Source organism: Trinickia violacea (genome assembly GCF_005280735.1).
GTDB lineage: Bacteria > Pseudomonadota > Gammaproteobacteria > Burkholderiales > Burkholderiaceae > Trinickia_A > Trinickia_A violacea.
This window is the reverse complement of the sequence record NZ_CP040078.1, coordinates 1,283,976-1,309,792: the sequence shown is the minus strand read 5'-3', so window position 1 is coordinate 1,309,792 and position 25,817 is coordinate 1,283,976. Positions and strand designations below refer to the sequence as shown.

21 protein-coding genes are annotated in these 25,817 nt (G+C 63.3%); 8 read left to right on the top strand and 13 right to left on the bottom strand.

Annotated features, from left to right (window positions below; all coding sequences use genetic code 11):
* Positions 1–49 precede the first annotated feature (49 nt).
* From FAZ95_RS39565 to FAZ95_RS27925, 6 genes are all read right to left on the bottom strand, one after another.
* Positions 50–214 (bottom strand): hypothetical protein, encoded by a 165-nt coding sequence (locus tag FAZ95_RS39565; protein WP_175425788.1) that lies wholly within the window; start codon positions 212–214, stop codon positions 50–52.
* 187 nt (positions 215–401) lie between these two features.
* On the bottom strand, positions 402–716 hold the full coding sequence (locus tag FAZ95_RS27940) for a DUF4148 domain-containing protein (protein ID WP_137335711.1): 315 nt from the start codon (positions 714–716) through the stop codon (positions 402–404).
* 307 nt (positions 717–1,023) lie between these two features.
* Entirely contained in the window at positions 1,024–2,364 is a 1,341-nt protein-coding gene (locus FAZ95_RS27935) for a HAMP domain-containing sensor histidine kinase (protein ID WP_254700315.1), read from the bottom strand.
* Positions 2,361–3,101, bottom strand: a complete 741-nt coding sequence (locus FAZ95_RS27930) for a response regulator (protein WP_137335710.1) — start codon at positions 3,099–3,101, stop codon at positions 2,361–2,363. The genes FAZ95_RS27935 and FAZ95_RS27930 overlap by 4 nt, the downstream gene beginning before the upstream one ends.
* 7 nt (positions 3,102–3,108) lie before the next feature.
* Complete coding sequence (locus FAZ95_RS40570; RefSeq protein ID WP_302674761.1) at positions 3,109–3,231, bottom strand: hypothetical protein; 123 nt, start codon at positions 3,229–3,231, stop codon at positions 3,109–3,111.
* On the bottom strand, positions 3,228–3,599 hold the full coding sequence (locus FAZ95_RS27925) for a GFA family protein (protein WP_137335709.1): 372 nt from the start codon (positions 3,597–3,599) through the stop codon (positions 3,228–3,230). The genes FAZ95_RS40570 and FAZ95_RS27925 overlap by 4 nt, the downstream gene beginning before the upstream one ends.
* 228 nt (positions 3,600–3,827) lie before the next feature.
* Here FAZ95_RS27925 and FAZ95_RS27920 point away from each other — a divergent pair, with 228 nt between their 5' ends.
* The gene (locus FAZ95_RS27920) at positions 3,828–4,379 is read left to right on the top strand and encodes a thioredoxin family protein (RefSeq protein ID WP_137335708.1); all 552 of its coding nucleotides are present in this window, start codon (positions 3,828–3,830) and stop codon (positions 4,377–4,379) included.
* A 119-nt stretch (positions 4,380–4,498) separates the two neighbouring features.
* Here FAZ95_RS27920 and FAZ95_RS27915 read toward each other — a convergent pair whose 3' ends face one another.
* A complete protein-coding gene (locus FAZ95_RS27915) occupies positions 4,499–8,065 on the bottom strand; it encodes a hypothetical protein (RefSeq protein ID WP_137335707.1) in 3,567 nt (1,188 codons plus the stop codon).
* A gap of 167 nt (positions 8,066–8,232) precedes the next feature.
* Positions 8,233–8,874: an NADPH-dependent F420 reductase gene (locus FAZ95_RS27910; protein WP_175425787.1), complete on the bottom strand. Its 642-nt coding sequence runs from the start codon at positions 8,872–8,874 to the stop codon at positions 8,233–8,235.
* A 138-nt stretch (positions 8,875–9,012) separates the two neighbouring features.
* Between FAZ95_RS27910 and FAZ95_RS27905 the strand changes: the two genes are divergently transcribed.
* The 4 genes from FAZ95_RS27905 to FAZ95_RS27890 all read left to right on the top strand — a co-directional run bounded on the left by FAZ95_RS27905 (position 9,013) and on the right by FAZ95_RS27890 (position 14,346).
* Positions 9,013–9,963: a LysR family transcriptional regulator gene (locus FAZ95_RS27905; RefSeq protein ID WP_137335705.1), complete on the top strand. Its 951-nt coding sequence runs from the start codon at positions 9,013–9,015 to the stop codon at positions 9,961–9,963.
* Positions 9,964–10,601: 638 nt separating this feature from the next.
* On the top strand, positions 10,602–11,729 hold the full coding sequence (gene hpnI / locus FAZ95_RS27900; RefSeq protein ID WP_254700358.1) for a bacteriohopanetetrol glucosamine biosynthesis glycosyltransferase HpnI: 1,128 nt from the start codon (positions 10,602–10,604) through the stop codon (positions 11,727–11,729).
* A gap of 113 nt (positions 11,730–11,842) precedes the next feature.
* Positions 11,843–12,880 (top strand): lysylphosphatidylglycerol synthase domain-containing protein, encoded by a 1,038-nt coding sequence (locus FAZ95_RS27895; protein ID WP_137335703.1) that lies wholly within the window; start codon positions 11,843–11,845, stop codon positions 12,878–12,880.
* Positions 12,881–12,987: 107 nt separating this feature from the next.
* Positions 12,988–14,346 (top strand): chloride channel protein, encoded by a 1,359-nt coding sequence (locus FAZ95_RS27890; RefSeq protein ID WP_254700357.1) that lies wholly within the window; start codon positions 12,988–12,990, stop codon positions 14,344–14,346.
* Positions 14,347–14,391: 45 nt separating this feature from the next.
* On the opposite strand, the gene FAZ95_RS27885 is transcribed toward FAZ95_RS27890, so the two are convergent.
* The gene (locus tag FAZ95_RS27885) at positions 14,392–15,300 is read right to left on the bottom strand and encodes a LysR family transcriptional regulator (protein WP_137335701.1); all 909 of its coding nucleotides are present in this window, start codon (positions 15,298–15,300) and stop codon (positions 14,392–14,394) included.
* Positions 15,301–15,997: 697 nt separating this feature from the next.
* Here FAZ95_RS27885 and FAZ95_RS27880 point away from each other — a divergent pair.
* Both FAZ95_RS27880 and FAZ95_RS27875 read left to right on the top strand, forming a co-directional pair.
* Positions 15,998–16,756 carry an N-acyl amino acid synthase FeeM domain-containing protein gene (locus FAZ95_RS27880; RefSeq protein ID WP_137335700.1) on the top strand — a complete coding sequence of 253 codons (759 nt, stop codon included), beginning with the start codon at positions 15,998–16,000 and terminating at the stop codon, positions 16,754–16,756.
* A 126-nt stretch (positions 16,757–16,882) separates the two neighbouring features.
* Positions 16,883–19,870: an EAL domain-containing protein gene (locus tag FAZ95_RS27875; RefSeq protein WP_137335699.1), complete on the top strand. Its 2,988-nt coding sequence runs from the start codon at positions 16,883–16,885 to the stop codon at positions 19,868–19,870.
* Between the two features lie 13 nt (positions 19,871–19,883).
* Here FAZ95_RS27875 and FAZ95_RS27870 read toward each other — a convergent pair whose 3' ends face one another.
* Positions 19,884–21,086: an amino acid aminotransferase gene (locus FAZ95_RS27870; RefSeq protein WP_137335698.1), complete on the bottom strand. Its 1,203-nt coding sequence runs from the start codon at positions 21,084–21,086 to the stop codon at positions 19,884–19,886.
* Positions 21,087–21,176: 90 nt separating this feature from the next.
* The gene (locus FAZ95_RS27865) at positions 21,177–21,599 is read right to left on the bottom strand and encodes a DUF302 domain-containing protein (RefSeq protein ID WP_137335697.1); all 423 of its coding nucleotides are present in this window, start codon (positions 21,597–21,599) and stop codon (positions 21,177–21,179) included.
* A gap of 222 nt (positions 21,600–21,821) precedes the next feature.
* Between FAZ95_RS27865 and FAZ95_RS27860 the strand changes: the two genes are divergently transcribed.
* The gene (locus tag FAZ95_RS27860; protein WP_137335696.1) at positions 21,822–23,912 is read left to right on the top strand and encodes a 2Fe-2S iron-sulfur cluster-binding protein; all 2,091 of its coding nucleotides are present in this window, start codon (positions 21,822–21,824) and stop codon (positions 23,910–23,912) included.
* A 37-nt stretch (positions 23,913–23,949) separates the two neighbouring features.
* Here the strand turns inward: FAZ95_RS27860 and FAZ95_RS27855 are convergent, their stop codons facing one another.
* Complete coding sequence (locus FAZ95_RS27855; protein WP_137335695.1) at positions 23,950–24,327, bottom strand: nucleotide pyrophosphohydrolase; 378 nt, start codon at positions 24,325–24,327, stop codon at positions 23,950–23,952.
* 26 nt (positions 24,328–24,353) lie between these two features.
* Positions 24,354–25,784: an amidase gene (locus FAZ95_RS27850; protein WP_254700356.1), complete on the bottom strand. Its 1,431-nt coding sequence runs from the start codon at positions 25,782–25,784 to the stop codon at positions 24,354–24,356.
* Positions 25,785–25,817: the final 33 nt, after the last annotated feature.

Here is a 25,817-nt window from a genome sequence, read left to right as displayed (position 1 = left end):
TCATGGTTTCACACAATGTAATCGGTGCTCATACCGCGTTCACCGCCCATCAATGGTGCTCGAGCGCCTCGCATTCCACCGCTGCCGCAACCAGCTCGGCAAACCGTTCGAGCGCGTCAACCGAGCTATGCACGGTCCGGTATTCCTGACGTCCGATCTTGGCGTCGAGGACAATCGTCATACCCGACTTACGGGCCAATTCAAGGATGTCCATTTGAGTCTCTCCGCCGAAGATTTGTACGACTGAAATAGCAAGCCAAAGCCAGCAACCCATGCCATCAAGATTAATCGTCCTGCTGGCTACATCAATGGAGCTGGGCAGAATTCACTGTTTTCAAGTTGAGAACAATGACGGGGAACTCGAAGCCACACAGGCACATCGAGAACCCCGCGAAGACGGCTCAAGGATGGGCGTAGATCGGACCGAGCCCTGCGATTTCGGCTTGCTGGGCGTGCGAGCCCGAAGCCGACGTCGCCTCCATCGGCGCACCATAAGACGTTGCCGCCACGCTGTTTTGCGCGCTGATGCGCGCTTCAGCCGCTTCGATGTTCACGGGATATTGCGTTTGATCGCTGGCCGGGTTGTAGCCGGCCTTTTGCAGTTGAACCAGTTCTGCGCGCACTTGAGCACGCGTGACCGGTTGCGCGGACTGCGCGAACGAGACGGCCGGGATGGCAACGACAGCGGCGATGACGAGCGATTGAACGAGCTTCATGGTGTGTACCTCGAGAGAGTGAGTGTGTAAAAACACCGTTTGCGCTTTCGCGCGATCGATGCCGCCTCGACTTGCCGCTGATTCAAACTCGTCATCAGCAGCAGTTCTGGCGTTGGATGTATTTGAACTCTCTGAGGTATCTGGCTTATTTCCGGAATGCCCCGGTTGTGCAACGTTTTGTATTCATGCGCCAGATAGACACACTGCGATACAAACATCCTCCGGGTCCGATCTGTCGACCGCTTTGCCGACCGATGAGCCGACGTGTCGTGCCGCGTTCGAGACAGGCAGTCCCACTGACCGTCATTCAGCCCCGGTTCTTCAGCGTCAGCCGCGCTTCGAGCCCGCCGCCCGGCCGGTTATGCAGCGACAACACGGCATTCATCGCGAGCGCGAGCTGGCGGGCAATAGCGAGGCCCAAGCCCGTTCCGCCCGTATGGCGATTGCGCGACGTTTCGAGCCGGTAGAACGGCTCGAATACCGCCTCCAGCGATTCCGGCGGAATACCGGGCCCGCGGTCGAGCACCGAGATCGTCACTTGCCCGCCCGGGTCCGAGTGAGCATTGATCTCGGCGGACCCGCCGTATTTCAGTGCGTTGTCGACCAGGTTGCCGACGATCCGCTTCAAAGCCTGCGGCCGCGTGACCAGCGCGGTTTCGACACGCCCTTCCAAGGAGACCGGCTGCCCCGCGTCGACGTAGTCGTACACCAGGCTGTCGAGCAGCGCATCCGGATCGATGCGGCGCGGCGCTTCCGCCGCGCCGTGCAGCGTGCGCGCGTAGGTGACGCCTTCCTTGACGAGATTCTCCATTTCGAGCAGATCCTGTCGCAGCTTGGCGCTCTCCGCGTTGTCGTCGATCACGTCGAGGCGAAGGCGCATGCGCGTGATCGGCGTTTGCAGGTCATGAGAAATTGCCGCCAGAATCTGCATGCGTTCGGTCATATAGAGCCCGATGCGGTCTTGCATCGCATTGAACGCGCGGGCCGCGCGCGCGACTTCCGACGGGCCGTCTTCCGGCAAGCGCGACGCCTTCAAGTCCGGGCCCAGCGTATCGGCGGCTTTCGCCAATTGATGCAGCGGACGCGTCGCCACGCGCACCGCAAACCAACAGCAGGCGGCCAGCACGGCCAGTTGCAGCACAAGCACGACCGGCAGCCAGCCCGATAGCGGAATGCCCGATATCGGACGAATGTCGATGGTGAGCGGCGAGCCGTCGCTCAAACGCAAATGGACCTGCAGATGCTCGCGCGTGCCGGGAATCGCGTTCACGGTCAGCGGATAGGCTTTGCCGATGCCGTCGTCGATCGCGCGCGCCACTTGCTCGGACAATCGCGCATCGGGCGGATTGCCCGGCTCGCCGGGCCCGAGGATGAAGCCGTAGCTGCGCCGGGCAAGCCGCGGCAGCCACGCCGCACGTTCGTCCGGCGGCAAATGATCGAGCAACGCCACCGAGCTCGCGACCTCGCGATCGATGTAGTTCATCATCATGTGGGACGTCGCGTCGTCGCGCTCGGTCATCGTGAGCCAGAACGACAGCGTTTGCGCGAGCACGAGCCCCACGCAAAGGATCAGCGCAAGCCTCGCAAACAGCGTAGTCGGCCAGTGCCACAAGGGCCGCATCAACGGCCTCGTCAAGGGCGTCGTCATGGCGTCCCTTCGATCATCGTGACCGCCGCCGAGAATACATAGCCCTCGCTGCGCAGCGTCTTGATGTAGCGAGGCTCGCGCGCCTCGTCGCGCAGGCGCTGACGCAATCGGCTGACCAGCAAGTCGATCGAGCGGTCGAACGCATCGGCTTGGCGCCCTTGCGTCAGGTTGAGCAGCTGGTCGCGCGTCAACACGCGCTGCGGATGATCGAGAAAGACGCGCAGCAAGCGATATTCCGCGCCGCTCAGCGCGACCATCGTGCCTTCCGCGTCGAGCAGGTGACGCGCGGTGGTGTCGAGACGCCAGTCGCCGAAGCTCAGCATCGGCGACGCCTCCGTCACCTGCATGCCGGGCGGCAGCATGCGCGCGCGGCGCAGCACGGCGCGGATGCGCGCGAGCAGCTCGCGCACCGCGAACGGCTTCGCAAGGTAGTCGTCCGCGCCCATTTCGAGGCCGACGATGCGATCGGTCTCCTCGCTCAGCGCGGTGAGCATCAGCACGGGCACGGTGCGGAATTTGCCGGCGCGCAATTCCCGGCACAAGACCAGCCCGTCTTCGCCGGGCAGCATCAAGTCCAGCACGATCAGATCGGGCGCGCCGAACTCCAGTGCAGCCCGCATTTCGCGGCCGTTGGCGGCAAGCGAAACGCGCATGCCGTTCTTCTCGAGATAGGTCGCGACGAGTTCGCGAATGGCCCGGTCGTCGTCGACGAGCAGGACGTGGTCGATCTTATCCATCGCGAAATCATACCTTGCGGCGCTTGACCCGTATGCTGCTCGCGGTGATCAGCGTGCACTGCACGGGGTGCGCGATTTCCGCGGCGAGCCCGCCCACAAAGAGGGCGGCGATTGCTAAGAGCCGCTTCATGCGTCCTCCACGACCGAAAGACTCGCTCCGTCCGCCACCCCCGCTTCCAGCGCATACGGGTCGACGCCTTCGAGGCAACCGATGTTGACGCGCCAAAGCAGGGGATCTTTACGCGTCTGATGAAACGGATAAATACCGCAGTGCTTGCAGAAATAGTGCTTCGCCACGCGCGTATTGAACTGATACATCGTCAGCGCATCCTCGCCGCTGACGATCTTCAGCTGATCGGCGGCGAACCCCGGCGACATCAGCGCGCCCTTGCGGCGGCACAGGCTGCAATTGCAGCGCGCGGCGGGCGTGGTCGGAGTACGGACTTCGAATTTCACGGCCCCGCAATGGCAGGACCCGTGCAGCAGTTCGGCGCTCATCTGGTTCTCCTCGTCGAGTAACTTGAGTAAGTTGATTGAGTAACGCCTGCTTTATAGCGCAATGAGCGCGACGCTTTGTATCGCACTGTATCTGGCGAATGCCGGGATACAAAACATTGCACGGCACCGCGCGGCGGACACAAGCGAGATACCTCGGAGCGTTTCAATGCGGTCATGCCAATTCCGGCCTTATTTTGCTTTTTTGCGCGCTCGACAAAGGATGCCACTATGTTCTCTCGATTCAAGACCGCTCTCGCCGTTTCGACTTTCGCCGCCGGCGCCCTGTTTGCCGCGTTCGCGGCAAGCCGCGGCGCAACGGCTGCGCTTCCGGTCGAGCGCAACAGCACTGCCCCCGAATTCACGGGCATCGACAAATGGCTCAACAGCCAGCCGCTGACCATGCAGCAATTGCGCGGCAAAGTGGTGCTCGTCGATTTCTGGACCTACACGTGCATCAACTGCATCCATACGCTGCCCTATGTGCAGAGTTGGTATCAGAAGTACAAGGACCAGGGCCTCGTCGTGGTCGGCGTGCATACGCCGGAATATCCCTTCGAGCGCGATACCGGCAAGGTGAGCGCCGCCATCAAGCAATACGGTCTCGGCTACCCCGTCGCGCAGGACAACGAGTACGCGACGTGGAACGCCTACGGCAATCAGTACTGGCCCGCGCTCTATCTGATCGACAAGAAGGGACAGGTGGTCTACACCCACTTCGGCGAAGGCAACTACGAGCATACCGAAGCGGAAATTCGGGCTCAGTTGGCGAAAGCCAATTGAAGGCCGGCGGAGGACAGATCACCCTCGCGGAAGCGGTTCGCCGCGACGCGAAATGCGGTCGATCCGGTATACGGGATATCGCATGCGGTATACCAGATCAACGCCGGCCACACCCGCGGCTAGACGGTGCCGCTGGTGCCTTGCGGGGGCTGCGCAAGCTGCTGTTCGTACTCCGCCTGGTTTTTGTAGAGCGCTTTGAATCCATCGGGCAAATCGGCCCACGGCATCAATGGGATGCTGGGAGTCGCCGGTAATGGCTGTGTCGCCGGGGTGGTGTTCCGGACCGTCTGGCTGCCTGTGGCGCCGTTTGTCGTGCTCGACGATGGAACGGGCGGCAGCGGATGGGCAGCCGTCGTCGTGGCTGTCGTTGGAATGCTTGTGGCCGACATGGCGGACGACGCCTGCGTAATCGAGATCGGTATCGAGGCGGGGGCAAGCGGTGTCGAATTCGATGTCGCGGGTGTCGAACTGGATGCGGTCGCGGTCGTAGCCGTCGTTGTTGTCGGCGGTGTCACAGGCGTCGTCGTAGTTGGGACGGCCGTCGTCGCTGTGGTCGTCGTCGTCGCATTTGTCGTCGTCGCATTTGTCGTCGCCGCGCTCGCCGTCACCGGCGCCGTCAGCTTGCTCGCATCGCCGCCGTGCAACACAAACGTGCGCCGGGTTTGCGCGTCGTGGCACAGCACGCCCGCGATCTGCACATGCGGGTCGGCTTGTCCGGCGCCCACGCGTTCTGCCGGCTCCGCGCCCGACGCCTGCACGATCTTGACGGTCGCGCCGGGCTTGCCGAACACCTGCCCCGCGATGCGGACGATGTCGTCGCGATGCTGCGTCACGTCGACATGAGTCCCCGGCGCGCCTGCCGTGACGTGCGCGATCACACGGCGCCGAGCCTCGACGACCTTGTCGTTCATCGCGCCCGACGCGGAATCGGTCTTGCCCGAGAAGTTCTGATGGAGCGCATGCAGCATCGAATCGAGGCCCGGCGTACCGGCGTTGTCGATGACGTCGACGCCTGCGTCCTCGAGGTTGCGCCGCCACGTCAACGGCTCGCCGGCGCTGGCCTGGTGAGCCGGCATGCGGTCGGCGACCGCCGATGCGCTGTCGCGCCCCTGCTGATCGAGCCGTTGCGTCGAGAAGCGCCGCCGCAAGTTCTCGCCGAACAGATGGCCTTCGAGCCACGTGGCCGCTCCCTTCTTCCCTTTGCTCTGCAACTCGGCGATTTCGGTTTCGCTGAAACGGAAGTCGCGCAGCATGTTGCGCGCGTCGACGGCCCGTTGTCCGCCGCCGAACAGGTCCGCCACGAAACGGCGCGTCGCGAACGAGGAATTGTCTTGTGCGAAACGCCGATGCAGATCGCGCGCGACGTCCTGCTGCGGCTGCCCCGCGTAGCGGGCGGTATCGAAGCCGTAGTCGACCGGCGTGGCGCCCGTCGAAAGGCGCTGAGCCAGCGCGTCGATGCCCGCGGATGGGTTGTAGGACACGTCGTCGATGAAGTGCGCCTTGAGTGTCTCGTACGTCTCGTTGGGATCGGACAAGTTGTCGATGCCGGCGAGCGCGTCGTTGTGGCTGGCCGCCGCTTCCGCTCCGATGAAGTTCAGCGCGTTCTGCTTCTGCAGATCGGTACCGTACCCGGCGCCTTCTTCGGCCACCACACGCAGTGCGATCAGCGCATTCGCCTCCGGGTTTTTCTGCGCGAGAAACGCGCGCGCTTCGTCGTGCTTTCCCGCGCGCTCCAGCGTATCGACCTTCTTGATTTCCGAGTCGCTCAACTTCAATTCATCGCGCAGGAATCGCTGCGGATTGCGCAAGCGCCCGGTGTCGGAGCCACCTGTCGCGATCCGCTCGTGCACCTGCGGCAAGGCATGCAGCAATGCCTCTTCGCGCATCGCGGCGCTGACCGGCCGCGCGTTCTTCTGGTTGATCAGGCCAACCAGACCGCGCCGCCCGGCATAGGCGAGATAGACCGGATTCAACACCGCGCGCGTGGCGCTGATGCCCGACGCCGCAGCCGGATTCACCGCCAACTCCGCGATACCGGCCGCTGCGTTGATCGCGCCGTAACCGACCTGGACTTTCGCGTGGCGCTTTTCCTCTTTCAGCGCAGTGAGCATGCTGTCCTGGTGCGCGAGGATGTGCGCGCGCAGGGTGTCCGGCGGTTCGGGCTGCAGATGCATGCGTCCGGTCTGCAGCGGCAGCACTTGCTGGTTGTAGCGCACCTTCATCGCATCGAGGCGATCGAGGCTCGCGCCGTTCGCAAACTGCTTGATGAGCGCCGCGCGAATATCGGAGCGCTGGTGCTTGGTGGTGGGCAGCGTCGCATCTTGCTTCCAGAAGCGCCACGAGCCGAAGTGCAGCGTCGATTGCAAGCGCGTCCTGTCTTCCGGCGAGAGCGTCGCATAGCGTTGAGCGAACGCCCGCCCCTCGCCGGACGACGCCACGGCCTTCAATGTGTTCGCGCTGAATTGGCCGGGGTCGATGTGCGCGTCGCCCAGCGTGCGTTCGAGTGCAACGACGTTGGGCGAGGCTTTTCCGCCGAGCGATTCCTTGCGCACGGTCTTCAGCTCGTCGAAGAGATTCGCGGTGCGCCCCGGGCGAACCGTTTTGCCGATGAACGCATCGATCACGTCTTCGCGCGCCGCGCTACGTATGCTCGGGGTGTTCAGATTGGTCGTGCGGCCCATATTGAGGACCTGCACGGCATTTCTCTGGCCGGAAAAATGCAGCAGCTTCGCGAAGCGCCCCTGACCGATCGGCCCGAGCGCGTGGTAGTTGTCGAGAAAGCGCGCCACGTCCGCTTCGCTCCGCGTGCGCAAGATCGCATAAGCCTCCGGGCTGATTTTGCTGTCCGCGGCCGAGAACGCGTCGTCGAGCCGGTGCATCACCGGGCTTTGCGAGTCCGTTCGTCCGCTCGCCGGCTGACGCACCGCCGAGCGCAACGCCTGCATGCGATCCACGGAACGGTCGACTTTCGCGCTTTGCAGCACGCCTGCCGCAACGTACATCGCGCCCGATGCGATCGCCAAACCGCCGTCCGCCTTCATTGCGTCGGGCTTGGGGCCGTATAGCGAATGCCCTGTTTCGGCCGTATGGATACGGCCTGCGAGACCCAGCGCCCCAAGTCCTACGTCGCGGATCGCACCCGGCGTGGCGCGCGCGAGATTGCCCTTTGCCTGGTCGTGCGCGCTCTGCGCATCCGTGCTGGCGAGGCTGCCCGGCTCTGCGGCCTTCAAATCCTTGCTGGTCTTCGCGAGCGCAAAGGATTTGTTGGCGAAACCCACCGCCGTCGAGGCAATATCGAGCCCCGACGGCAGCATGCCGATATCGTTCGTGGCGGCGGAAACCGCGTTTGTCACGTCGTTCGCGCCATGAAACGTGCTGGCGAGGCCGGCCCCGTCCGAGGTCGCATTGTTGCCGGCCCACAGTTCGTAGCCGGCCGACGCGGTGGGGCCGAGCACCGGTTCGGTCTTTTCGAGTCCCGTCTTGACGCCATCCACCGCTTTGCCGCCCGCGCGCTTGGCGCCGTTCGCCACGTTCGCCAGCCCGCCGAGCATCGAATGCTTGGGCGTGCTCGTGGCCTGGGGCTGGGCGGTGGTGCCCTGCGCGTTGCCGGACGGCTGGTTCCCTTCGGATGGATTGATCGTCTGCCCGTTGGTATGACTCGTTGAGTGGCTGATGGGCGTCGACATGCCTTGTCTCCTGTAGGGCGCGACGGAAGGCACTCGACAACGCGTGCCGTTCGTGCGCTTCGTTTGGCGCTTGACCCTTCAGTACACCCGAATGGCAGCGCCGGCTCCCTACAGGATCGGAAGTTCTGTTCGGCGATCCGAAGTTTCGCCCGAATGCCGATCGACCCTCAGCGCGCGGCCGTATCGCGCAACAGCGACAGCCCGATTCGCGTGCCGAACCCGCTCTTGTACGCGAGTTGCACCAGCAGCATTGCCGCGGGCTCGACAAAGCGCGCGAGCCTCAGCGGGCCCGCATCGACGGGCGCGGCGCCGATCTCGTCGAGCAATTTCGCCACGACGGCACGCGCATCGCCGTCGTCGCCGCACACGAACACGGCCGCGCGATCGGCGCCTATCAGCAGGCTCGGCGAATGCAGCGTCTGGGCGAACGGCGGGATCGCCTTGACGACCGTCGCCCACGGCGCGAGCTTCGCGACCTCTTCCGCGCCCGACGTGTGCGTGCCGATTTCGAGGCCGCTCATGTCGGGTTTGAGTGGATTGGTGCAATCCCACACGATTTTTTTTTGCGTCACGTTTCCCGCCTGCGCCAACGCTTCGGGGGTGACGCCCCAAGGCGTGGCCAAGACGACCACGTCGGCAAAACTCACCGCCTCCGCGACGGTGCCGACGCTCGCGCCGAGCGCCGCCGCCGTTTCGCCAAGCTTGGCCATGTCGAGGCTGAAGCTCAGCATGACGGAATGGCCGCGCGGCACGAGATGCCTCGTCAGCCCGGTCCCGACATTGCCCGCACCGATGATCCCTATCTTCACGACCCCTCCTCCTTTGCGTGACTTGCATGACAAGCGGCCAACGAGATAGCGGCTTGCATCGCGACGTCCATTCTCGGCGCAGCGGCCGCCCTGGTCTATGCTATGAAGCGATGAAACAGTGATGAGCGATGGTGGAAAATGAAAAACGGCGCAAGCGGCTCGATCGATCTTTTGAGGGCGTTGAAGACCTTCACCGCCACCGTCGAGTCGGAGAATTTTTCCGCGGCGGGCCGCCAGCTCGGCGTGACGCCCGGCGCCGTGAGCAAACAAATCGGCCTGCTCGAAGCATCGCTCGGTTGCCGCTTGTTTCAACGCACGACGCGGCATCTCTCCGTCACCGAGGAAGGCCGGCGTCTCTACATGATGGTGCAGCAACCGGCGCAACAGATCGAAGACGCGCTTGCCACGCTGTCCGCCGACGAGACGCAGGTCGGCGGCCTCGTGAAAGTCTCGTTGCCGCTTGCGTTCAGCCGCGTCGCCCTCTTGCCGGTGTTGAACACGTTTCGCGAGCGCTATCCGCACGTCACGCTCGATCTGCGATTCGAAAACCGCCACGTCGATCTCGTTTCCGAAGGGTTCGACTGCGCGATCGGCAAGCTGCACGATACCGATTCAAGCGTGGTCGCCCGCACGCTCGCGCCGTTGACGTTAGTGCTATGCGCGGCGCCCGCTTATTTGAAGCGCAACGGCGAACCGCAATCCGTCGACGACCTGGAACGCCATGAGCTCATCGCGTTCCGCTCTCCCAGTTCGGGAAGAATTCAGCCCTGGAAACTGCGCTCGAAAAACAAGGAAGCGATCGTTCAGCCCCGCTCCCATTTGATCGTCACCGACACCGAAGCCTTGACGGAGCTCGCCGTCGCCGGGTGCGGCATCGTCCTGCTCGGCCTGCATCATGCGGCGCCGCTCATTGCGGCGGGCAAGCTCAAGTGCGTGCTGCCCAAGTTCAACGACAAACGCAGCGACATTTGCATCTACTACGCGGCGCGCAAGCACCTGCCCCCGCGCGTGGCGGCCTTTGTCCAGTTCGTCGTCGAAGAGGTCAGGCAGAGCGACGTGCTCAAGCGCGCGACCAGGGCGCTCGTTTAGTTCGTTTACGCACAGACAGAACACTCGGCCCCGATCGGTAAAAGAAAGCGCGGCGTTTGTAACTCACGGTAAAACTATCCGGCTTCGGGCCCTGTCAAATCGTCATCATACGGCCGGAGAATGCGCAAGAATGGAGCCTGCTAAATGTCTCGCCTCGTTGCGCTTTGCAAGAAAAATGAAAGTGCGCGTGACATCTACCTTTAAGCCTATCGCCGCCTCGCCTCACAAAACCACTCCGTTTGCGCGTCGATCGAATACTATTCGACATGGCCGAACGCTAAGGAAGTGGCTCTCGAACGATGCAGCAACACCCCTCGACGTTCAGCCGGGGCGCGCGAGAACCTATAAAAGCCAGGGGAAAGCTAATGGCAGATTCGCGACTGCAGGGTAAACCTGAGTATGACGGCATCACACGCTTTCGCAGATCACGTATTTCCTTCTATTCGTCGCACCGGTCGTTCGCTTTCGGCTCTCGCATGAAACGCGATCTACACGCGCCGTTCGACTCCGCTCGTTCAGACGGCGTGTCCACGGTACGCCGCGCGTGGCGGGCCGGCCTGATTGGTCTGCTGATTGCGGGCGCGCTGATCGCGTTCGAAAAAACGCCGCGTGCCGACCATTGGCTCTTTGTCGCCACGATGCTCGTCTGCGGCACGGCCGCGATCCTCGGCATCGTGTACACACTGCTCGCGACCGTTTTGATTCGACGCTTCTTTGCGCGCGCGAGCGCCGAGCCGACGAGCTTCCCGCCGGTTACGATCGTCAAGCCGCTGCACGGCGAGGAATGGGCGCTGCTCGACAACCTGTCCAGCTTCTGCAAGCAAAACTACCCTGGCCCGGTGCAATTTCTCTTCGGCGTGCACGACTCGCAAGACCCGGCGCTCAAAACCGTAGACGAATTGCGCCGCCGCTTTCCCAAGGCCGATATCACCGTCGTCGCCGATGCGCGCCTGTACGGTCCCAACCGGAAAATCAGCAACGTTATCAACATGCTGCCGCAAGCCCGGCACGACATGCTGGTCTTTGCGGACAGCGACGTCGGCGTCGGGCCGAACTATCTGCGTCATGTGATCGGCGAGCTGCAAAAGCCCGGCGTTGGGCTCGTCACTTGCGTCTATCGCGGGCAGCCCGATCCCGGCTTCTGGCCGCGTCTATCGGTGAAGGGCACCAACTATCAGTTTCTGCCGAGCGTCGTGACGGGCCTCGCGCTCGGGTTGGCGCGCCCGTGCTTTGGACAGACCATTGCCATGCGGCGCGAGACGTTCGACAAGATCGGCGGCTTCGCGCAATTCGTCCATCATCTGGCCGAAGATCACGCCATCGGCGAAGCCGTGCGCAAGATCGGCGAGAAAGTGGTCATTCCGCCCTTCACCGTCTCGCATGCGTGCGTGGAAAACAGCGCCGCGAAACTGGTCGCGCATGAGTTGCGCTGGAGCCGCACGATCCGCACCATCGACCCCATCGGTCACCTGGGTTCGGCATTGATCCACCCCTTCGCGTTTGCGATGCTTGCCGTTTTGCTTTCGGGCGGCGCAGCATGGTCGTGGACCGTGGCGCTCGCCGCGCTGCTGGCACGCTTTACGCTGAAGTGGCAAACGGATCGCACGCTGCGGCAGCCGCAAACGGACCTGTGGCTGCAACCGCTATGGGACATCGTGTCGTTCATGATCTTCGTGACCAGCTACTTTTCGACACGCGTGGTCTGGCGCGGCTTCCGTTTCAAGGTCGACGGCAATGGCTTGCTGTCGCCGGTACAGGATGAGTAATTCGTGATGTCGATTCATTTGGACAGCCGCTCGAGCTGTTGCGGCTGGATATCGTTGCAGGACTTTCGTTTCGATGCCCGCAACGCGGCCACTCTGCAGTGGGTGATGGCTGCATGAGCAAGCACATTGGCCGTATCGCTGCGCTGGCGGGATTGCTGACCTCGCTCTGGCTCGTATGGCACAGCAATCCGGGAGCCGTGCTCGGGCTGATGCGCGCCGCGGGCGCGGGCCTCGTGCTGGCCGCGCTCTCCCATGTCTTGCCGATGCTCGCCAATGCGCGCGACTGGCAAACGCTGATACGCGGCGCCAATCGTCCGAGTCTCGCCCGCATGCTGCATCTGGTGTGGCTTCGCGAATCGGTGAATTGCATGCTGCCGGTCGCGCGGATCGGCGGCGAAGTCGTCTCGTTCCGTCTGTTGAAGAAGTACGGCGTGCGGCCGGCGACGGCCGCCGCGAGCCTTGTCGCCGACGTTCAGCTCACGCTGATCAGCCAGCTGCTCTTCACGATGATCGGCATCGGCGTGCTGTTCAGTCACGCGCAATCCGGCGCATGGCGTCTCGCAGGCGATCTGGCCTGGGGCGTCGTCGTGCTGACGCCGATTCTCGTGCTGTTTGCCTTGGTCCAGCACGCGAGTCCGTTCGAGCGCCTCACGCGTCTACTCAACCGCATGACGAGCGGCCAGCTCGCGGCACTCGTCGATCAATCCGCGCGCATCGACCGGTCGATCAAGCTGATCTGGCGGCGGCGCGGCGTGGTGCTCCGCTATTTGTTTTTCTGGCAACCGCTGCAATGCCTCGCGACCGCATTGGAGATTTGGATCGCGCTTTATTTTCTCGGCGCGCATGTGAGCTTCCTTGAAGCGGTCGTCATCGAGTCGCTGATCCAGGCCGTCAGCAGCGCCGCGTTCTTCGTGCCGGGAGGACTCGGCGTTCAGGAAGGCGGTTTCGTCCTGATCGGCGGCGCGCTCGGCCTCGATCCCTCGACCTGCCTCGCGCTTGCGGGCGCGCGACGCATCCGCGATCTGCTGATCTATGTGCCCGGCTTGTTCGCGTGGCAAGTCGCCGAATCGTCGGGCTCGCTGCTGACGCGACTGTCCAGCGTGTTGCCCTCGTTTCTGAGCGCCAACCGGCATCGACAGGAACAAAACTAAACGTCGGTCTTGCCGAAACGGCTTCGCCTTGCGCATATGCAATGCGCGCATTAAAAGGTGAGAAAAATCAATTTGTCTCATGCATCGTTGCCCAATAGGATGGCGGCATTCCAAACCGCCTTCCCATTCGCAACGCCATGCCCACCACTCCGATCACGCACGCCAAGACGCTTCGCGACCGAAGCCCCCTCGGCGCACTTATCGCGGTCACGCTCCTGACGGGTGTCGGGGCCGGCATTGGCGGCATGCTGCTCGCGTTGCTGCTGCATTGGATTCAGCACATCGCTTACGGCTTCAGCGTGGACCACGTGATCAGCAGCGAAAGCTTTTTGCAAGGCGTAAGCGCTGCCGCGCCGGAGCGGCGCCTGATGGCGCTCACGGTTTGCGGCGTAGTCGCGGGCGCCGGCTGGTGGGCGCTTTATCGTTTTGGACGTCCGCTCGTCAGCATCAAGAAAGCCGTCAAGGCAGACGATCCGCGCATGCCGATCGTCAGCACGACCGTTCATGCGCTCTTGCAAATCGTGACCGTCGCGTTGGGCTCGCCGCTGGGGCGTGAAGTGGCACCGCGCGAGATCGGCTCGATGTGGGCCGGCTGGGTGTCGCATCGTGCGGGATTGAGTGCTGCCGAAAGCCGCATCATGGTGGCGTGCGGCGCGGGCGCGGGCCTTGCCGCCGTCTACAACGTGCCGCTCGGCGGCGCGATCTTCGTGCTCGAAGTGCTGCTGGGCACCTTTGGCTGGCCGGCGCTGGTGCCGGCGGTCGTGACTTCCGCCGTGGCCGCGGTCGTGGCGTGGGCCGGGCTCGGCAACGAGCATCAGTACGGGGTTGCACAGCTCGCGGTGAGCAGTCCCCTTTTCGTCTGGTCGTTAGTGTGCGGCCCGGTTTTCGGGGCGGCCGCATGGGGATTCACGAAGTTGATGACGCGCTCACGCGCGAATGCGCCCAAAGATTGGCGCTTGCCCCTCCTGTCGCTGATCAACTTCGCGGTGATCGGCGTGCTTGCGATGCACTTTCCGCAATTGCCGGGCAACGGCAAGGGCCCGGCAAGTCTCGCGTTCGACAGCAACCTGACCATCGGGCTCGCGGCTGCTTTGCTGATCCTCAAGGTCGCGATTTGCGCGAGCAGCCTGCGCGCCGGTGCCGAAGGCGGATTGCTCACGCCGGGTCTCGCCAACGGCGCACTGCTCGCGATCGTGCTTGGCGGCCTGTGGAATCTCGTTTGGCCGGGCGCCTCGCAGGGCGCGTTTGCGATCGTCGGCGCGGCGGCGTTTCTCGCAGCGTCGATGCAAATGCCGCTCACGGCCATCGTGCTGCTCATGGAATTCACGCGCGTCAGCCACGACTTTCTCATTCCGATCGGCCTGGCTGTGGCCGGATCGGTATCGACATTCAAGCTGCTTTCGGAAGGGCGTGTGAGGTTGCCTCTGACGATCCCGGCCGGCGTGCGGAATCGCGAGCGGGTCTAGGTCGAGCCGACGATTCGCAGGCGCGCGCCGCCGGCTGAATCGCGCTCAAATCCGCAGATCGGGATTGCGCGCCGCCATTTCGATCACCCAATCGGTAAACGCGCGGACTCGCGAGCTAAGGTGTTCGCGATGCGGATAAACGACTGAAATAGGCGTCGGCGGGCAATAGTATGAAGTAAGAATCTCCTTCAATTTTCCTTGCGAGATCAAGTCCGCCACCATGTAGCGCGACGGCTGGATGATCCCATAGCCGAGCACGCCCGCCGTGATGTACGTCGAACCGTCGTTGACCGATAGCACGCCGTTCATCGGGATCTTGACGAGTTCGCCGCCGATTTCGTATTCGAACGGAAACGTCCTGCCCGTGCGCTGCGATACATAGTTCACGGCGCGATGCTGGCTCAGGTCTTCCGCCGTGGCCGGTTCGCCGTACTCTTCCAGATAAGCCGGCGAGGCGCACGTGACGATCTTCGCATCGCCGATACGGCGCCCGACGAAACTCGACTCCTCGAGCGCGCCCATGCGGATCACGCAATCGACGCCGTCTTGAATGATATCGATGTTGCGGTCGGCAAGCCCAAGCCGGATGTCGATGAGCGGATACAGCCGGTAGAACTCGTCCAACGCGGGCAACAGCAGCGACCTGGCAATCGTGCCGGACGTGTCGACGCGAATCGTGCCCGACGGGTTCTTGCGCTTGTTCGACAGCGACGAATCGGCGTCCGCAATCTCGGCCAGAATCTTGATGCACTTCTCGTAGTAAAGCGCCCCGTCCTCCGTCACGCTGACCTGCCGCGTCGTCCGGTTCAAGAGGCGCACTCCGACGTGTTGCTCCAGCGCTTGCACCAGGTTGCTCACCGATCCGCGCGGCAACTCGAGCATCTCGGCCGCCTTGGAAAAACTATTGGTCTCGACGACGCGCGTAAAGACTTCCATCGCCTGAAGGCGGTCCATGCAGGTGCTCCTCCTCGTGAGTTATAAGGCCCCATCACCGAATACTAGCCGGGGATGAATCCCGACTTCAACGGCCTCACATCCCCCGGGGAGGTACCGCTCGCCCACAACCTTTCAAATAGCTTTGGCGTATTCGTCAAAACCGGATGTGTCGCAATTCCGTAAATTTTCTCGCGATCTGCGAATTAGAGACAGTCGCACGAATGGAAAACGCAATAGCGACCGCGCGTTGCGTATCCCACGATTTGATCTGCTCGCGTGTAAAAGTCGAAAGCGCTATTCCATCGATCTGGAGTGGAAATCGCGCGAAATCCTGATAACGGCATGCGTGCGTCAGGCATCCCGCGCGATGAAGCCGCGAATGCACCGTGCAATCTCATCGTTATTCAGGCTAATGAAAGGCTGCTAAAGCAGCGATCTCTTGCGGCTCTTGCGCCGCTCGCGCGCACGCCGCCGTCCCATCACCTGATATCTCAGCCGCATCCGTTTTGCCGCGTCAGTGCTGCGCCGCGCACTCGAGCCCCCTCCCTGCTGCCGCGATCCGCCAATCTCTCATCGTAAGCCGCAAAAAGTACTCCCGAATCTTCGGTACACCGCACTCCCCAATTTGTCTTCGTGAGACGCTAATCCTGCCGCTCTGCCGCGCCAAATACGGCCGACGCTACGGCTCTCCCTCACCAATACAAAGGGGTTCAAAATGAATGCAATGGAAATTATGCAGGATGCTCGCGATCTCGCCAGCAGGCTTGAATTACCGGCTATTCAAGCGCTCCAAAATCCCGAACGGATGCCGTTTGCGATCCGGATTGCGACCAGTGAACGCGATCTAAGGAAATGCGTGAATGTGCGGCGCACGGCATATGGCCGGCACTTGCCGGAGTTCGCGCAAAAGATGGTGGTGGAAGCCTGCGACCGCGAGCCCGGCACGACCGTGCTGCTCGCGGAAGCCAAGCTCGACGACGAGCCGATCGGCACGATGCGCATTCAGACCAACGAGTTCGCGCCGCTTCCCGTCGAACAATCGGTGGAACTGCCGCCCAGATTTGGTGCGTCGCGTCTTGCCGAAGCCACTCGCTTGGGCGTGGCGAACGGCGCCGTCGGCAAAGTCGTGAAAATGATGTTGTTCAAGGCATTGTTCCTCTATTGCGAGCAACAACAAATTGATTGGTTGATCATTACTGCGCGTTCGCCAATCGATCGCGAATACGATGCAATGCTGTTCGAAGATGTTTTTGAACATCGGCAATTTATGCCGATGGCCCATGTCGGCGGCTTGCCGCACCGGGTCATGGCCGGCGAGGTCGGCGTCGCGCGCCAGCGGTGGGGGGAAGCGAAGCACCCACTATTCAAATTCGTCTTTCAGACACATCATCCGGATATCGATTTGCGCGTACCGAACGATTTATCTTTGAGGCCGGAACCGGTACGATGCCAGGAAGGATCGCGTATTGCTTAATCAAGCTATTGAAATAAAGCCGCGCTCTAATATGATCGGGCGCAATAGCGAACGGGTGGCGGCGGGCGAAGATTCGCACCGCCGCCGTTCCGGCGGCGCGAGAGTGTGGCTGGGGGAATTGCAGATATGGCGTCGCTTGGTCCTCGTGGTCCTGGTGGATTGTTTGGCGGCCGCTTCGGCGGCCCCCTAGCCCGTTTCCGACGCGCGCGCGCCGGATCGAGGCTCGATCAAGCGCTTTACCTCTTTTCCATTTACATCGTGCCGGGGCTGATCGCCTTCAGCACGATCGTGGTTCTTTTGCTGCTGCCTCGGCAATACCCGTCGACCAGTTCCGGCCCGCTGACCTTTCGCGCGCTCAACGACAAGACATCGACGCTCACTCCCGCTTCCGCAATCAACGCGCTGGCCAACGCGCCGGCAGTCAATCACTTCAGCACGAAACTCGCGGAATCCCCGATTTGGTTCACGTTTTCCGCACCCGTCACCAGCACGCATCTGACGACGCTCGTGGAATTTCCATCGCGCCACGCGCAAACGCTCGAATGCTGGACCGTGCCGGCGCTGCAGTCGCTCGGCCGCGCCAGCCGCGACGCCGTATCCGGAGCGATGCGCACGGTCAAAGCCGGCTTTGCGGTTTCGCTCGGCAAACCCGCGAGTCCGACGCAGCTGCTCTGCCGCGGCACGTTCTCGGGCCCCGCGCAATTGACCGTCGAAGCGGTGAACGCCGAGCAGTTGCGCAATTCGGCGCTCGACTTCCAGGAGAGTTCCGGCTTGATCGCGGGCGGCCTGCTGACGCTTGCCGTCTTCGTTTTCGTCACGGCCATCATCAATCGCGAGTGGACCTATGTGATCTTCGCGATGTGGCTCGTCGGCAATTTGCGCTTGTGCGCCAATGCGATGGGCTGGGATACCGAATGGCTCGATCGCGTGATTCCTCCCGCCGATCTGCCGCTGCTGCGCAAAGTCACCTTTGCCGCCTATTACCTGCTGACGGGTGCGCTATTTAGCCAACTGTTTCGCCGCGAGCTGAAGATCGTCGGCTATCGCTGGCTGTTGCGCGTCGCGCAGAATGTCGGGCTCGTGCTGCTCGTCCTCTCGATTCCCCTCTCCTACGCGCATTTCATCCCCGCGCTGTGGGTGCTCGGCGGATTCGGTATCAGCGTGCTGATCTTTCTGCTTACGCGGCTGCTTTGGAAAGCGCGCTCGCGCACGGTGATGTGGTACGTCGCATCGCTCGCGGTCGTGCTGCTCGCCACCTTCTCCGAAGTGCTCGGCGCGGCGTTCGGCGTGCGCCAGTTGGCTGCCGGCGTCAGCCCCGTACTTGCTGCGCTGACCTCGAGCATGATGGCCGCCTTCGCCATCGCCGAACAGATGCGCGCGGAACGCGAGCATCGACGCCAGGCGCAGGTCGAATTGCGCAACACCTACGAGGTCACGCCGATCGGCCTCTTCACGCTCGATTCGCGCGGACGCTTCGTGCGCGCCAATCCTGCGCTGCGCGAGATGCTCGCCATGCAAAAGAGCGACTACGGCCTGCGCCACTGGAACGACTATTTCGAGCCTGGCGCATGGGGCTCGCTGCAAGCGCTGTCGCTCAAAGGCCGCAACAGCGAAATCGAAATCGGCGGCTCCGAAGCGCACGGCACGGCGGATCGCCGCTATCTGCTCAAGGCGATCACGTCGAACGATTGGATCGAAGGTTCGCTGCAAGACGTGACCGAACGCTCGAAGGCGATCGACCGGCTGCGCTTTCTCGCCGAGCACGATCCGCTGACGGGCTCGCTGAACCGGCGCGGCCTGGAAAAGGCGATCGCGACGCAAAGCGAGAACGCGGCGCTTTGGACACTGGCCTATATCGATCTCGACCGTTTCAAGCTGATCAACGATCTCTTCGGCCACCGCTCCGGCGACGAAGTGCTCAAGCAAGTCGCCGACCGCGTGCTCGCGCGCTTTCACGACGACTTCTCGTTCGGGCGCATGGGCGGCGACGAGTTCGTGTGCGTCATGAACGAAACGTCGATCGACGAAGCCGTCGAGCTTTGCACGCGGCTGCTCGCCGAACTCAATGAAATTCCGTATCAGGTGGGCAGCCGAGCGTTTCAAGTCAAGGCGTCGATCGGCCTCGTCGAGTGTTCTCACGGCGTGCGCGTGCAAGATGCGCTCTCGCACGCCGACCGCGCGTGCCGCGAGGCCAAGGAAAGCCGCCACAACCGGCTCGTCGTGTATCGCAAGGGCGCTGCCGCGTTCGAACAGCGCGCCGCGGAGCTGAAGCTCGTCGAATCGTTCGGCCGCAATCAGTTGCCGGCGGGGCTCTTCCTCGTGATGCAGCCGATCATGTCGCTCACCGCGCCGACCGAATCGCTGAATTTCGAAGTGCTGCTGCGCATGCGCGCGGCCGACGGCAAAGTCGTCACGCCCGACAAGATCATTTCCGCCGCGGAAGAATCCGGCAACATCGCCGCGCTCGACAAATGGGTGGTCAGCACGACGCTCGATTGGATCGAAACGAACCAGAAGTCGCTGCCGAAGACGCGCTTCATCTGCGTGAACCTGAACGGCGGCTCGCTGAACGACGAGCGCTTCACCGAAGAGATCTTCGCGTTGTTTATCCGCTACCGTTCGATCCTTCGTTACCTCTGCCTTGAGATCACAGAGAGCGTCGCGCTGCACGACCTCGGGAACACGCAGCGCTTCATCAACCGCGTGCACGACATGGGCGCCAAGATCGCGCTCGACGATTTCGGCGCGGGCTATACGTCGTTCCGCTATCTGAAGTCGCTGTCGGCCGACGCCCTGAAAATCGACGGCGAATTCGTGCGCTCGATGTGCTCGCATCCGGCCGACGTTGCGATCGTCGAAGCGCTCGTCGCGCTCGCCCACAATCTCGGCATGCGCAGCGTCGCCGAATGGGTCGAAGACTTGGATACGCTAAAGGCGCTGCACGAGATCGGTGTCGATTACGTGCAAGGCTATGTCGTCGCGAAGCCGCAAGAGTGCTCGGCGATTCTGCTCGCCGATTCCGCCGCGAGCTTCGTCGCCGATCCGCTGGTCGCGCGGTTCATCGAGAGTCTGTCCGATCAATCCGCGCATTCCCCGGTGCCGAACATCGCATGAAGAGCGCGGCCGCTCACGCGGTGCTCTTCACGACACTGGCAATGGCCGAAGCCACGTAGCCGACGTTGCGCTCGTTCAAGCCGGCCACGCACATGCGCCCGGAGCGCAGCAGATACACCGCGTGCTCTTCACGCAAACGCTCCACCTGGATCTCGGTCAAGCCCGTATACGTGAACATGCCGCGCTGCGCGAGATAGCGCGTGAGAAGCCGCTCTTCGACGTGACCGTTCAGCCCGTCGTAAATGCGCTTGCGCATCGCGAGAATCCGCTCGCGCATCGTGCTCAGCTCCTGCTCCCACGATGCGCGCAGCGCCGGCGCATTGAGCACGCCCGCGACCAGCCGCGCGCCGTGCGTAGGCGGATTGCTGTAGTTCGCGCGCACCCTCGACGCCAGTTGGCCGAGCACGCGCTTCGCTTCATCGGCCGATTCGCACACGACGCTCAACGCGCCGCACCGCTCGCCGTACAGCGAGAAATTCTTCGAGAACGAGTTGGCGACGATGAGCGGCACGCCCGACGATACGAGCAGACGGATGCATGCCGCATCTTCCTCGAGCCCCGCGCCGAAGCCTTGATAGGCCATATCGACGAATGCGATCAGCTTGCGTTGCTGCAAGACGGGAACGAGTTCCGCCCATTGCGCGTCGTCCAAGTCGACGCCTGTCGGGTTATGGCAGCACGCGTGCAGCAAGACGATGCTTTGCGGCGGCAGGCTCTTGATCCTGTCGAGCATTTGCTCGAAACGCAAGCCGCCGGAGTGCTCGTCGTAGTACGGATACGTATGGACCGTGATCCCGGCGCTCTCGAACACGACGCGATGGTTCTCCCAGCTCGGATCGCTCAACCACAGCTGCGAGTTCGGGAAATAGCGCTTCAGGAAATCGGCGCCGACTTTCAGCGCGCCGGAGCCCCCGATCGTCTGCAGCGTCGCGATCCGGCCGCTCGCCCGAGCTTCGCTATCGGCGCCGAACACGAGCGCCTGCGCGGCGTCGCGGTATGGCGCATGGCCCGTCATCGGCAGATAGGGACGCGGCCCGATGCTGCCGAGCAGCGCGCTTTCCGCCTCGCGCACCGCGCCCATCACCGGCAGCGCGCCGGCGTCGTCGAAATAGATCCCGATGCTCAGGTTGACCTTGTTCTGCCGCGGATCGTGCTGAAAGTCTTCGTTGAGGCTCAGGATCGGGTCGCCAGGATAGGCGGGAACGTGCTCGAACATCGCGATTCTCCGGGTAGCGTCTATGCGTTCAGTGAGACGCATAGTGTCGGTCAGATCGCGGCGTTCGACAACCGAGGGTAACGCTCGCTTTCAATCCTCGTCGACGATGCGCTGCAGCAGCCCAGGCATTCGGCTCAACGGCGCGTAGATCGAGGGATCGACGCGATACACGCCGCCGAGTGTTTTCGTCACGTCGTGATACGTGAGGTGGACCGCGTGCTCGTCGTCCTCCCAGATCACCGCGCGGAGCGGCAATTCCAACGCAGCAAGCGGATTGGCCACCATGACCGGCGTGCCCGCCTTCGGATTGCCGAACAGAAAGAGCCTCGTCGGGCGCAATGCCATCCCTGCTTCGCGCGCGGCGGCGGCCTGGTCGATGTCGGCGAACAGCGTGATGCCGCTCGCGGCCAACGCTTCCTTCAGGCGAATGACCGTGGTTTGGAAATCGTGCCGGCTCGGCAGCGTCAGCGCCGTGGACGGAGGCGCCGCGGACGGTTCAGGCTGTGTCGTCATGGAATGGGTCCTCCTGTGGACGCAGAAGTAGCGGGTGCGCGCGAGGCGCGTTGCGGCTCCAGTGTAGGAGACTCGTCTCGCCGGCGCACGCTCGGGAGGCTCATATATACGCTCAATCGTCTCAAGCCTGGGCCCGGTGTCTATCGAAGCGCGGCGGCGAGCGCTACCCTACAATCCTTCGATCTCGCACTACGCCAATCGCGTTAACGCAAAGGGCTCATCATGCCGGCACCTGCACAAGAGAATGACACCCGTTCGCCGTGGCATGCGGGCGAATTGGCGCTGCAGCAGCGTGCGGGAGTCGTCCGGCAAATGGACGGCGTGGGCCGCCGCGTGGTGCGCGATCATCTGATCGACCAGCATCGCGAGTTCTATCCGCTGATTCCGTTCGTCGCGCTCGGCGCCGTGGACGCAGCGGGCGACGTATGGGCTACGTTGCTCGCGGGCGAGCCCGGTTTCCTGCAGGCGCCGACGCCTGACGCGCTGCATGTGAACGCGATGCGCGATCCGCGAGATCCGGCCAGCGCCGGGATTCGCGACGGCGCGGCCATCGCGCTCATCGGCGTCGAATTGCACACGCGGCGGCGCAACCGGTTGAATGGCGTCGTGAGCCATGCGTCCGAGCGCGGATTCGATATCGGCGTCAGGCAGTCGTTCGGCAACTGCAACCGCTATATCCAAGCGCGTCAGTTCGAATTCGTCCGCGAGCCTTCGTTGCCGTCGGCGCAGACGCCCGTCGATTTGTCTCGTCTCGACGCGCGCGCGGCCGCGCTTATCGCGGGAGCGGATACGTTTTTCGTCGCGTCATACGTCGAGCGCGACAAAGAACGTATCGGCAGCCGCGAGGTCGACGTCTCGCATCGCGGCGGCAAACGCGGGTTCGTGCGCGTCGGTGAAGACGGCGTACTCACCGTGCCGGACTTCTCGGGCAACTTGTTCTTCAATACGCTCGGCAATTTTCTGTCGAACCCGAAGGCCGGGCTCGTCTTTGCCGATTTCGAAAGCGGCGACCTGCTGCAGCTGACGGGCGAGGCCGAAGTGGACCTCGACTCGCCCGAGATCGCCACGTTCCGGGGCGCGGAGCGGTTGTGGCGCTTCACGCCGCGCCGCATCGTCTATCGCGCGGGGGCGATGCCGCTGCGCTGGACGCTGCCGGAAGACGGCGTCTCGCCCTATGCGGCCATGACCGGAAGCTGGGAAGAAAGCGCGGAACGCATCGAGGCGATGCGGCTCGCCGACACCTGGCGGCCCTTCCGGATCGCGAAGATCGTCGACGAAAGCTCGGTGATCCGTTCGTTTCATCTCGAACCCGCGGATGGGGCGGGACTGGTCCCTCACTTGGCCGGTCAGCACCTGCCGATCCGAATCTCGCGTACATCCGGCGACACGCCGCTGATTCGCACGTATACGCTATCGGTTGCGCCGTCCGACAACGCCTACCGGATCAGCGTCAAGCGCGACGGTGTCGTATCGCAACATCTGCACGATACGCTGCGCGAGGGCGACGTGATCGAAGCGCGCGCGCCCGCGGGCAACTTCACAATCGACGCGCACGAATCGCGCCCCGTCGTATTGCTGGCTGGCGGCGTCGGCGTGACGCCGATGCTCGCGATGTTGCGGCATCTCGTCTACGAGGGCCTGCGCCGCAGACGGATTCGTCCGGCGTGGTTCTTCTATTCCGCGCGCTCGCTCACCGAGCGTGCATTCACGGGGGAGATCGAAGCGCTGGTCGAAAAATCGCGAGGCGCCGTGCGCATCATTCGCTTGCTGACCGACACCGAGGGCGCCGTCGAACAGCGCGACTACGATGCCCAAGGCCGCCTCGATATCGACGTGCTGAAAGCAACGCTGCCCTTCGACGATTTCGATTTCTATCTCTGCGGCCCAGCCGGATTCACGCAATCGCTCTATGACGGCTTGCGTGGACTAACGATCGCGGACAAGCGCATTCATGCCGAGTCGTTCGGTCCGGCCGGACTGCAGCGCACCCAGGATCGATGCGCGGAGGCCGAACAGGCGCCGACACCCGCGCAACAGCCGGTGCCGGTGGTATTCGTCGCCTCGGGCAAGGAAGCGCGCTGGACGCCCGATGACGGAACGCTCCTCGCGCTGGCGGAAGCTCGCGGGCTGACGCCCGAGTTCGGCTGCCGCGCCGGGATGTGCGGCGCCTGCCGCACGCGGATCGTGGAAGGCGCGGTCGCTTATCGTGAAGCGCCGATGTTCGAAGTGCCCGCTGGCGAAGCGCTGATTTGCTGCGCCGTTCCCGCGAGAGCGGAGAAGGCGGGTAGCGAGCGGCTGATGCTCGATCTGTGACGCCCACGCCCAGCGCGCCGGCTCGCCCTATAACGGGCTATCGCTCGGAATCCTTGTATTCCGAGTATTTGCGCGAGTCCCCTCGCACCTTGCCCGCCGGATACTTCGCGCGATTGATTTCGATCTTTTCCAAAGCCGCTTGATAGAGGTCGATGTCGAGCTTGTCCGCGAGCATCACCAAATAGGCCAGCACGTCTGCCATTTCGTGGCGGATGGCCTTCAGCTTGGCGTCGTCCAACGCCTCGTTTCCGGAAACGAGCCACTGAAACGGCTCGAGCAATTCACTCGCCTCGACGCTCAGCGCCGTCGCCAGATTCTTCGGCGTGTGGAATCGCTCCCAGTCCCGCTCGGCAGCGAACTCGCGAAAGCGATCGCGCAGCTCGATCAGGTCTCTTCGTGTTTCGTGACTTTCCATACTCGATCTCGTGCTTGTAGGACGCTTCAGTCGATCCGGTCGGCCAGTGCCGGCGGCAGGATCGTATTGACCCAATCGCATTCCCGCTCATACGCGCGCGCAAGCTGCAGCAAAGCGAAATCGCCGCGCGGCCGCCCGATCAACTGCATCCCCATCGGCAAGCCCGCATCGTTGAACCCGACCGGCACGTTGATCACCGGGCAGCCCGACAGCGTCCACGGGCACACCGTTTCCATCCAGCGATGATACGTGTCCATTTGCACGCCCGAGATCGCATCCGGCCAACGCCGGTTCACATCGAACGGGAACACTTGCGCGGTCGGCACCGCCAGGTAATCGAAGTGCTCGAACACGCCGAGCAGGACGTCATACCAGCGGGAACGCTCGACACTGGCCGCATAGACATCGGCGGCGGAAAGCTTGAGCATGCCCTCGATTTCCCACACGGCCTCGGGCTTGAGCAACGCGCGCTTCGCCTCGTCCTGATAGAGCGCGAGCAAGTTGCCGCCGACCAGCCAATGCCGATGCACGAGCCAGGTCTGCCACAGACTCTCGGGCGCAATGGGCGGCGCGAGTTCATCGACATCGCACCCGATGCCGCGTAACGCACCGAGCCCGCGCTCGCACAGCGCGGCAATGCCGTTCTCGAGCGGCAGATAGCCGTTCCAGTCGCCGAGCCAGCCGATGCGCCGGCCCTTCACATCGGTGTCGAGCGCTTGCGTGAAGACCGCGGGATCTTCCGCCAACGAGAGCGGCGCGCGCGCATCGTAGCCCGCCTGAATCGCGAGCAGCATCGCGACATCCTTCACGGTGCGCCCGAGCGGCCCTTCCGTGCTGAGCTGCTGAATGAAGCGCTCGGGAGCGGGCCCTGCGGGCACCCGGCCTCGCGACGGACGCATGCCATAGACGTTGCAAAACGCAGCGGGATTGCGCAGCGACCCGCCGAAGTCGCTGCCGTCGGCAACGGGCAAGAGGCGCATCGCGAGCGCCGCGGCCGCGCCGCCGCTGCTGCCGCCCGCGCTCTTCTTCGCGTCGTAGGGATTGCGCGTCGCGCCATAGACTTCGTTGAAGGTGTGCGAGCCCAAACCGAACTCGGGCGTGTTGGTGCGCCCGATGAAAATCGCCCCGGCGCGGCGCACGCGCTCCACCGCGATCCCGTCGATGGCGGTCACGTTGCTGCGGAAAATCGGCGAGCCCAGCGTGGTGATCATGCCAGCGACTTGCGCGATATCCTTCGGCGCCTGCGGCATGCCATGCAGCCAGCCTTCATAGTGTCCGCGCGCGAGTGCGGCGTCTTTCTCCGCGGCCTCGGCGAGCAGCGCGTCATGCTCGCGCAGCGCGACGATCGCGTTGACCGAAGGATTGAAGCGATCGATCTGGTCGAGGTATGCCTGCATCACTTCGCGGCACGACACCTCGCGCGCACGAATCGTTTGTGCAAGATCGTCGGCCGCCATCGCGACGAGTGGATTCAAGTCGTGTCTCCTGCC

Bases quoted from the DNA above. Each gene is read 5' to 3' on its own strand.
- FAZ95_RS39565 (WP_175425788.1), bottom strand. From the start codon at position 214: ATGGACATCCTTGAATTGGCCCGTAAGTCGGGTATGACGATTGTCCTC.
- FAZ95_RS27940 (WP_137335711.1), bottom strand. From the start codon at position 716: ATGAAGCTCGTTCAATCGCTCGTCATCGCCGCTGTCGTTGCCATCCCG.
- FAZ95_RS27935 (WP_254700315.1), bottom strand. From the start codon at position 2,364: ATGACGACGCCCTTGACGAGGCCGTTGATGCGGCCCTTGTGGCACTGG.
- FAZ95_RS27930 (WP_137335710.1), bottom strand. From the start codon at position 3,101: ATGGATAAGATCGACCACGTCCTGCTCGTCGACGACGACCGGGCCATT.
- FAZ95_RS40570 (WP_302674761.1), bottom strand. From the start codon at position 3,231: ATGAAGCGGCTCTTAGCAATCGCCGCCCTCTTTGTGGGCGGGCTCGCC.
- FAZ95_RS27925 (WP_137335709.1), bottom strand. From the start codon at position 3,599: ATGAGCGCCGAACTGCTGCACGGGTCCTGCCATTGCGGGGCCGTGAAA.
- FAZ95_RS27920 (WP_137335708.1), top strand. From the start codon at position 3,828: ATGTTCTCTCGATTCAAGACCGCTCTCGCCGTTTCGACTTTCGCCGCC.
- FAZ95_RS27915 (WP_137335707.1), bottom strand. From the start codon at position 8,065: ATGTCGACGCCCATCAGCCACTCAACGAGTCATACCAACGGGCAGACG.
- FAZ95_RS27905 (WP_137335705.1), top strand. From the start codon at position 9,013: ATGAAAAACGGCGCAAGCGGCTCGATCGATCTTTTGAGGGCGTTGAAG.
- hpnI (WP_254700358.1), top strand. From the start codon at position 10,602: ATGCTCGTCTGCGGCACGGCCGCGATCCTCGGCATCGTGTACACACTG.
- FAZ95_RS27895 (WP_137335703.1), top strand. From the start codon at position 11,843: ATGAGCAAGCACATTGGCCGTATCGCTGCGCTGGCGGGATTGCTGACC.
- FAZ95_RS27885 (WP_137335701.1), bottom strand. From the start codon at position 15,300: ATGGACCGCCTTCAGGCGATGGAAGTCTTTACGCGCGTCGTCGAGACC.
- FAZ95_RS27880 (WP_137335700.1), top strand. From the start codon at position 15,998: ATGAATGCAATGGAAATTATGCAGGATGCTCGCGATCTCGCCAGCAGG.
- FAZ95_RS27875 (WP_137335699.1), top strand. From the start codon at position 16,883: ATGGCGTCGCTTGGTCCTCGTGGTCCTGGTGGATTGTTTGGCGGCCGC.
- FAZ95_RS27870 (WP_137335698.1), bottom strand. From the start codon at position 21,086: ATGTTCGAGCACGTTCCCGCCTATCCTGGCGACCCGATCCTGAGCCTC.
- FAZ95_RS27865 (WP_137335697.1), bottom strand. From the start codon at position 21,599: ATGACGACACAGCCTGAACCGTCCGCGGCGCCTCCGTCCACGGCGCTG.
- FAZ95_RS27860 (WP_137335696.1), top strand. From the start codon at position 21,822: ATGCCGGCACCTGCACAAGAGAATGACACCCGTTCGCCGTGGCATGCG.
- FAZ95_RS27855 (WP_137335695.1), bottom strand. From the start codon at position 24,327: ATGGAAAGTCACGAAACACGAAGAGACCTGATCGAGCTGCGCGATCGC.
- FAZ95_RS27850 (WP_254700356.1), bottom strand. From the start codon at position 25,784: ATGGCGGCCGACGATCTTGCACAAACGATTCGTGCGCGCGAGGTGTCG.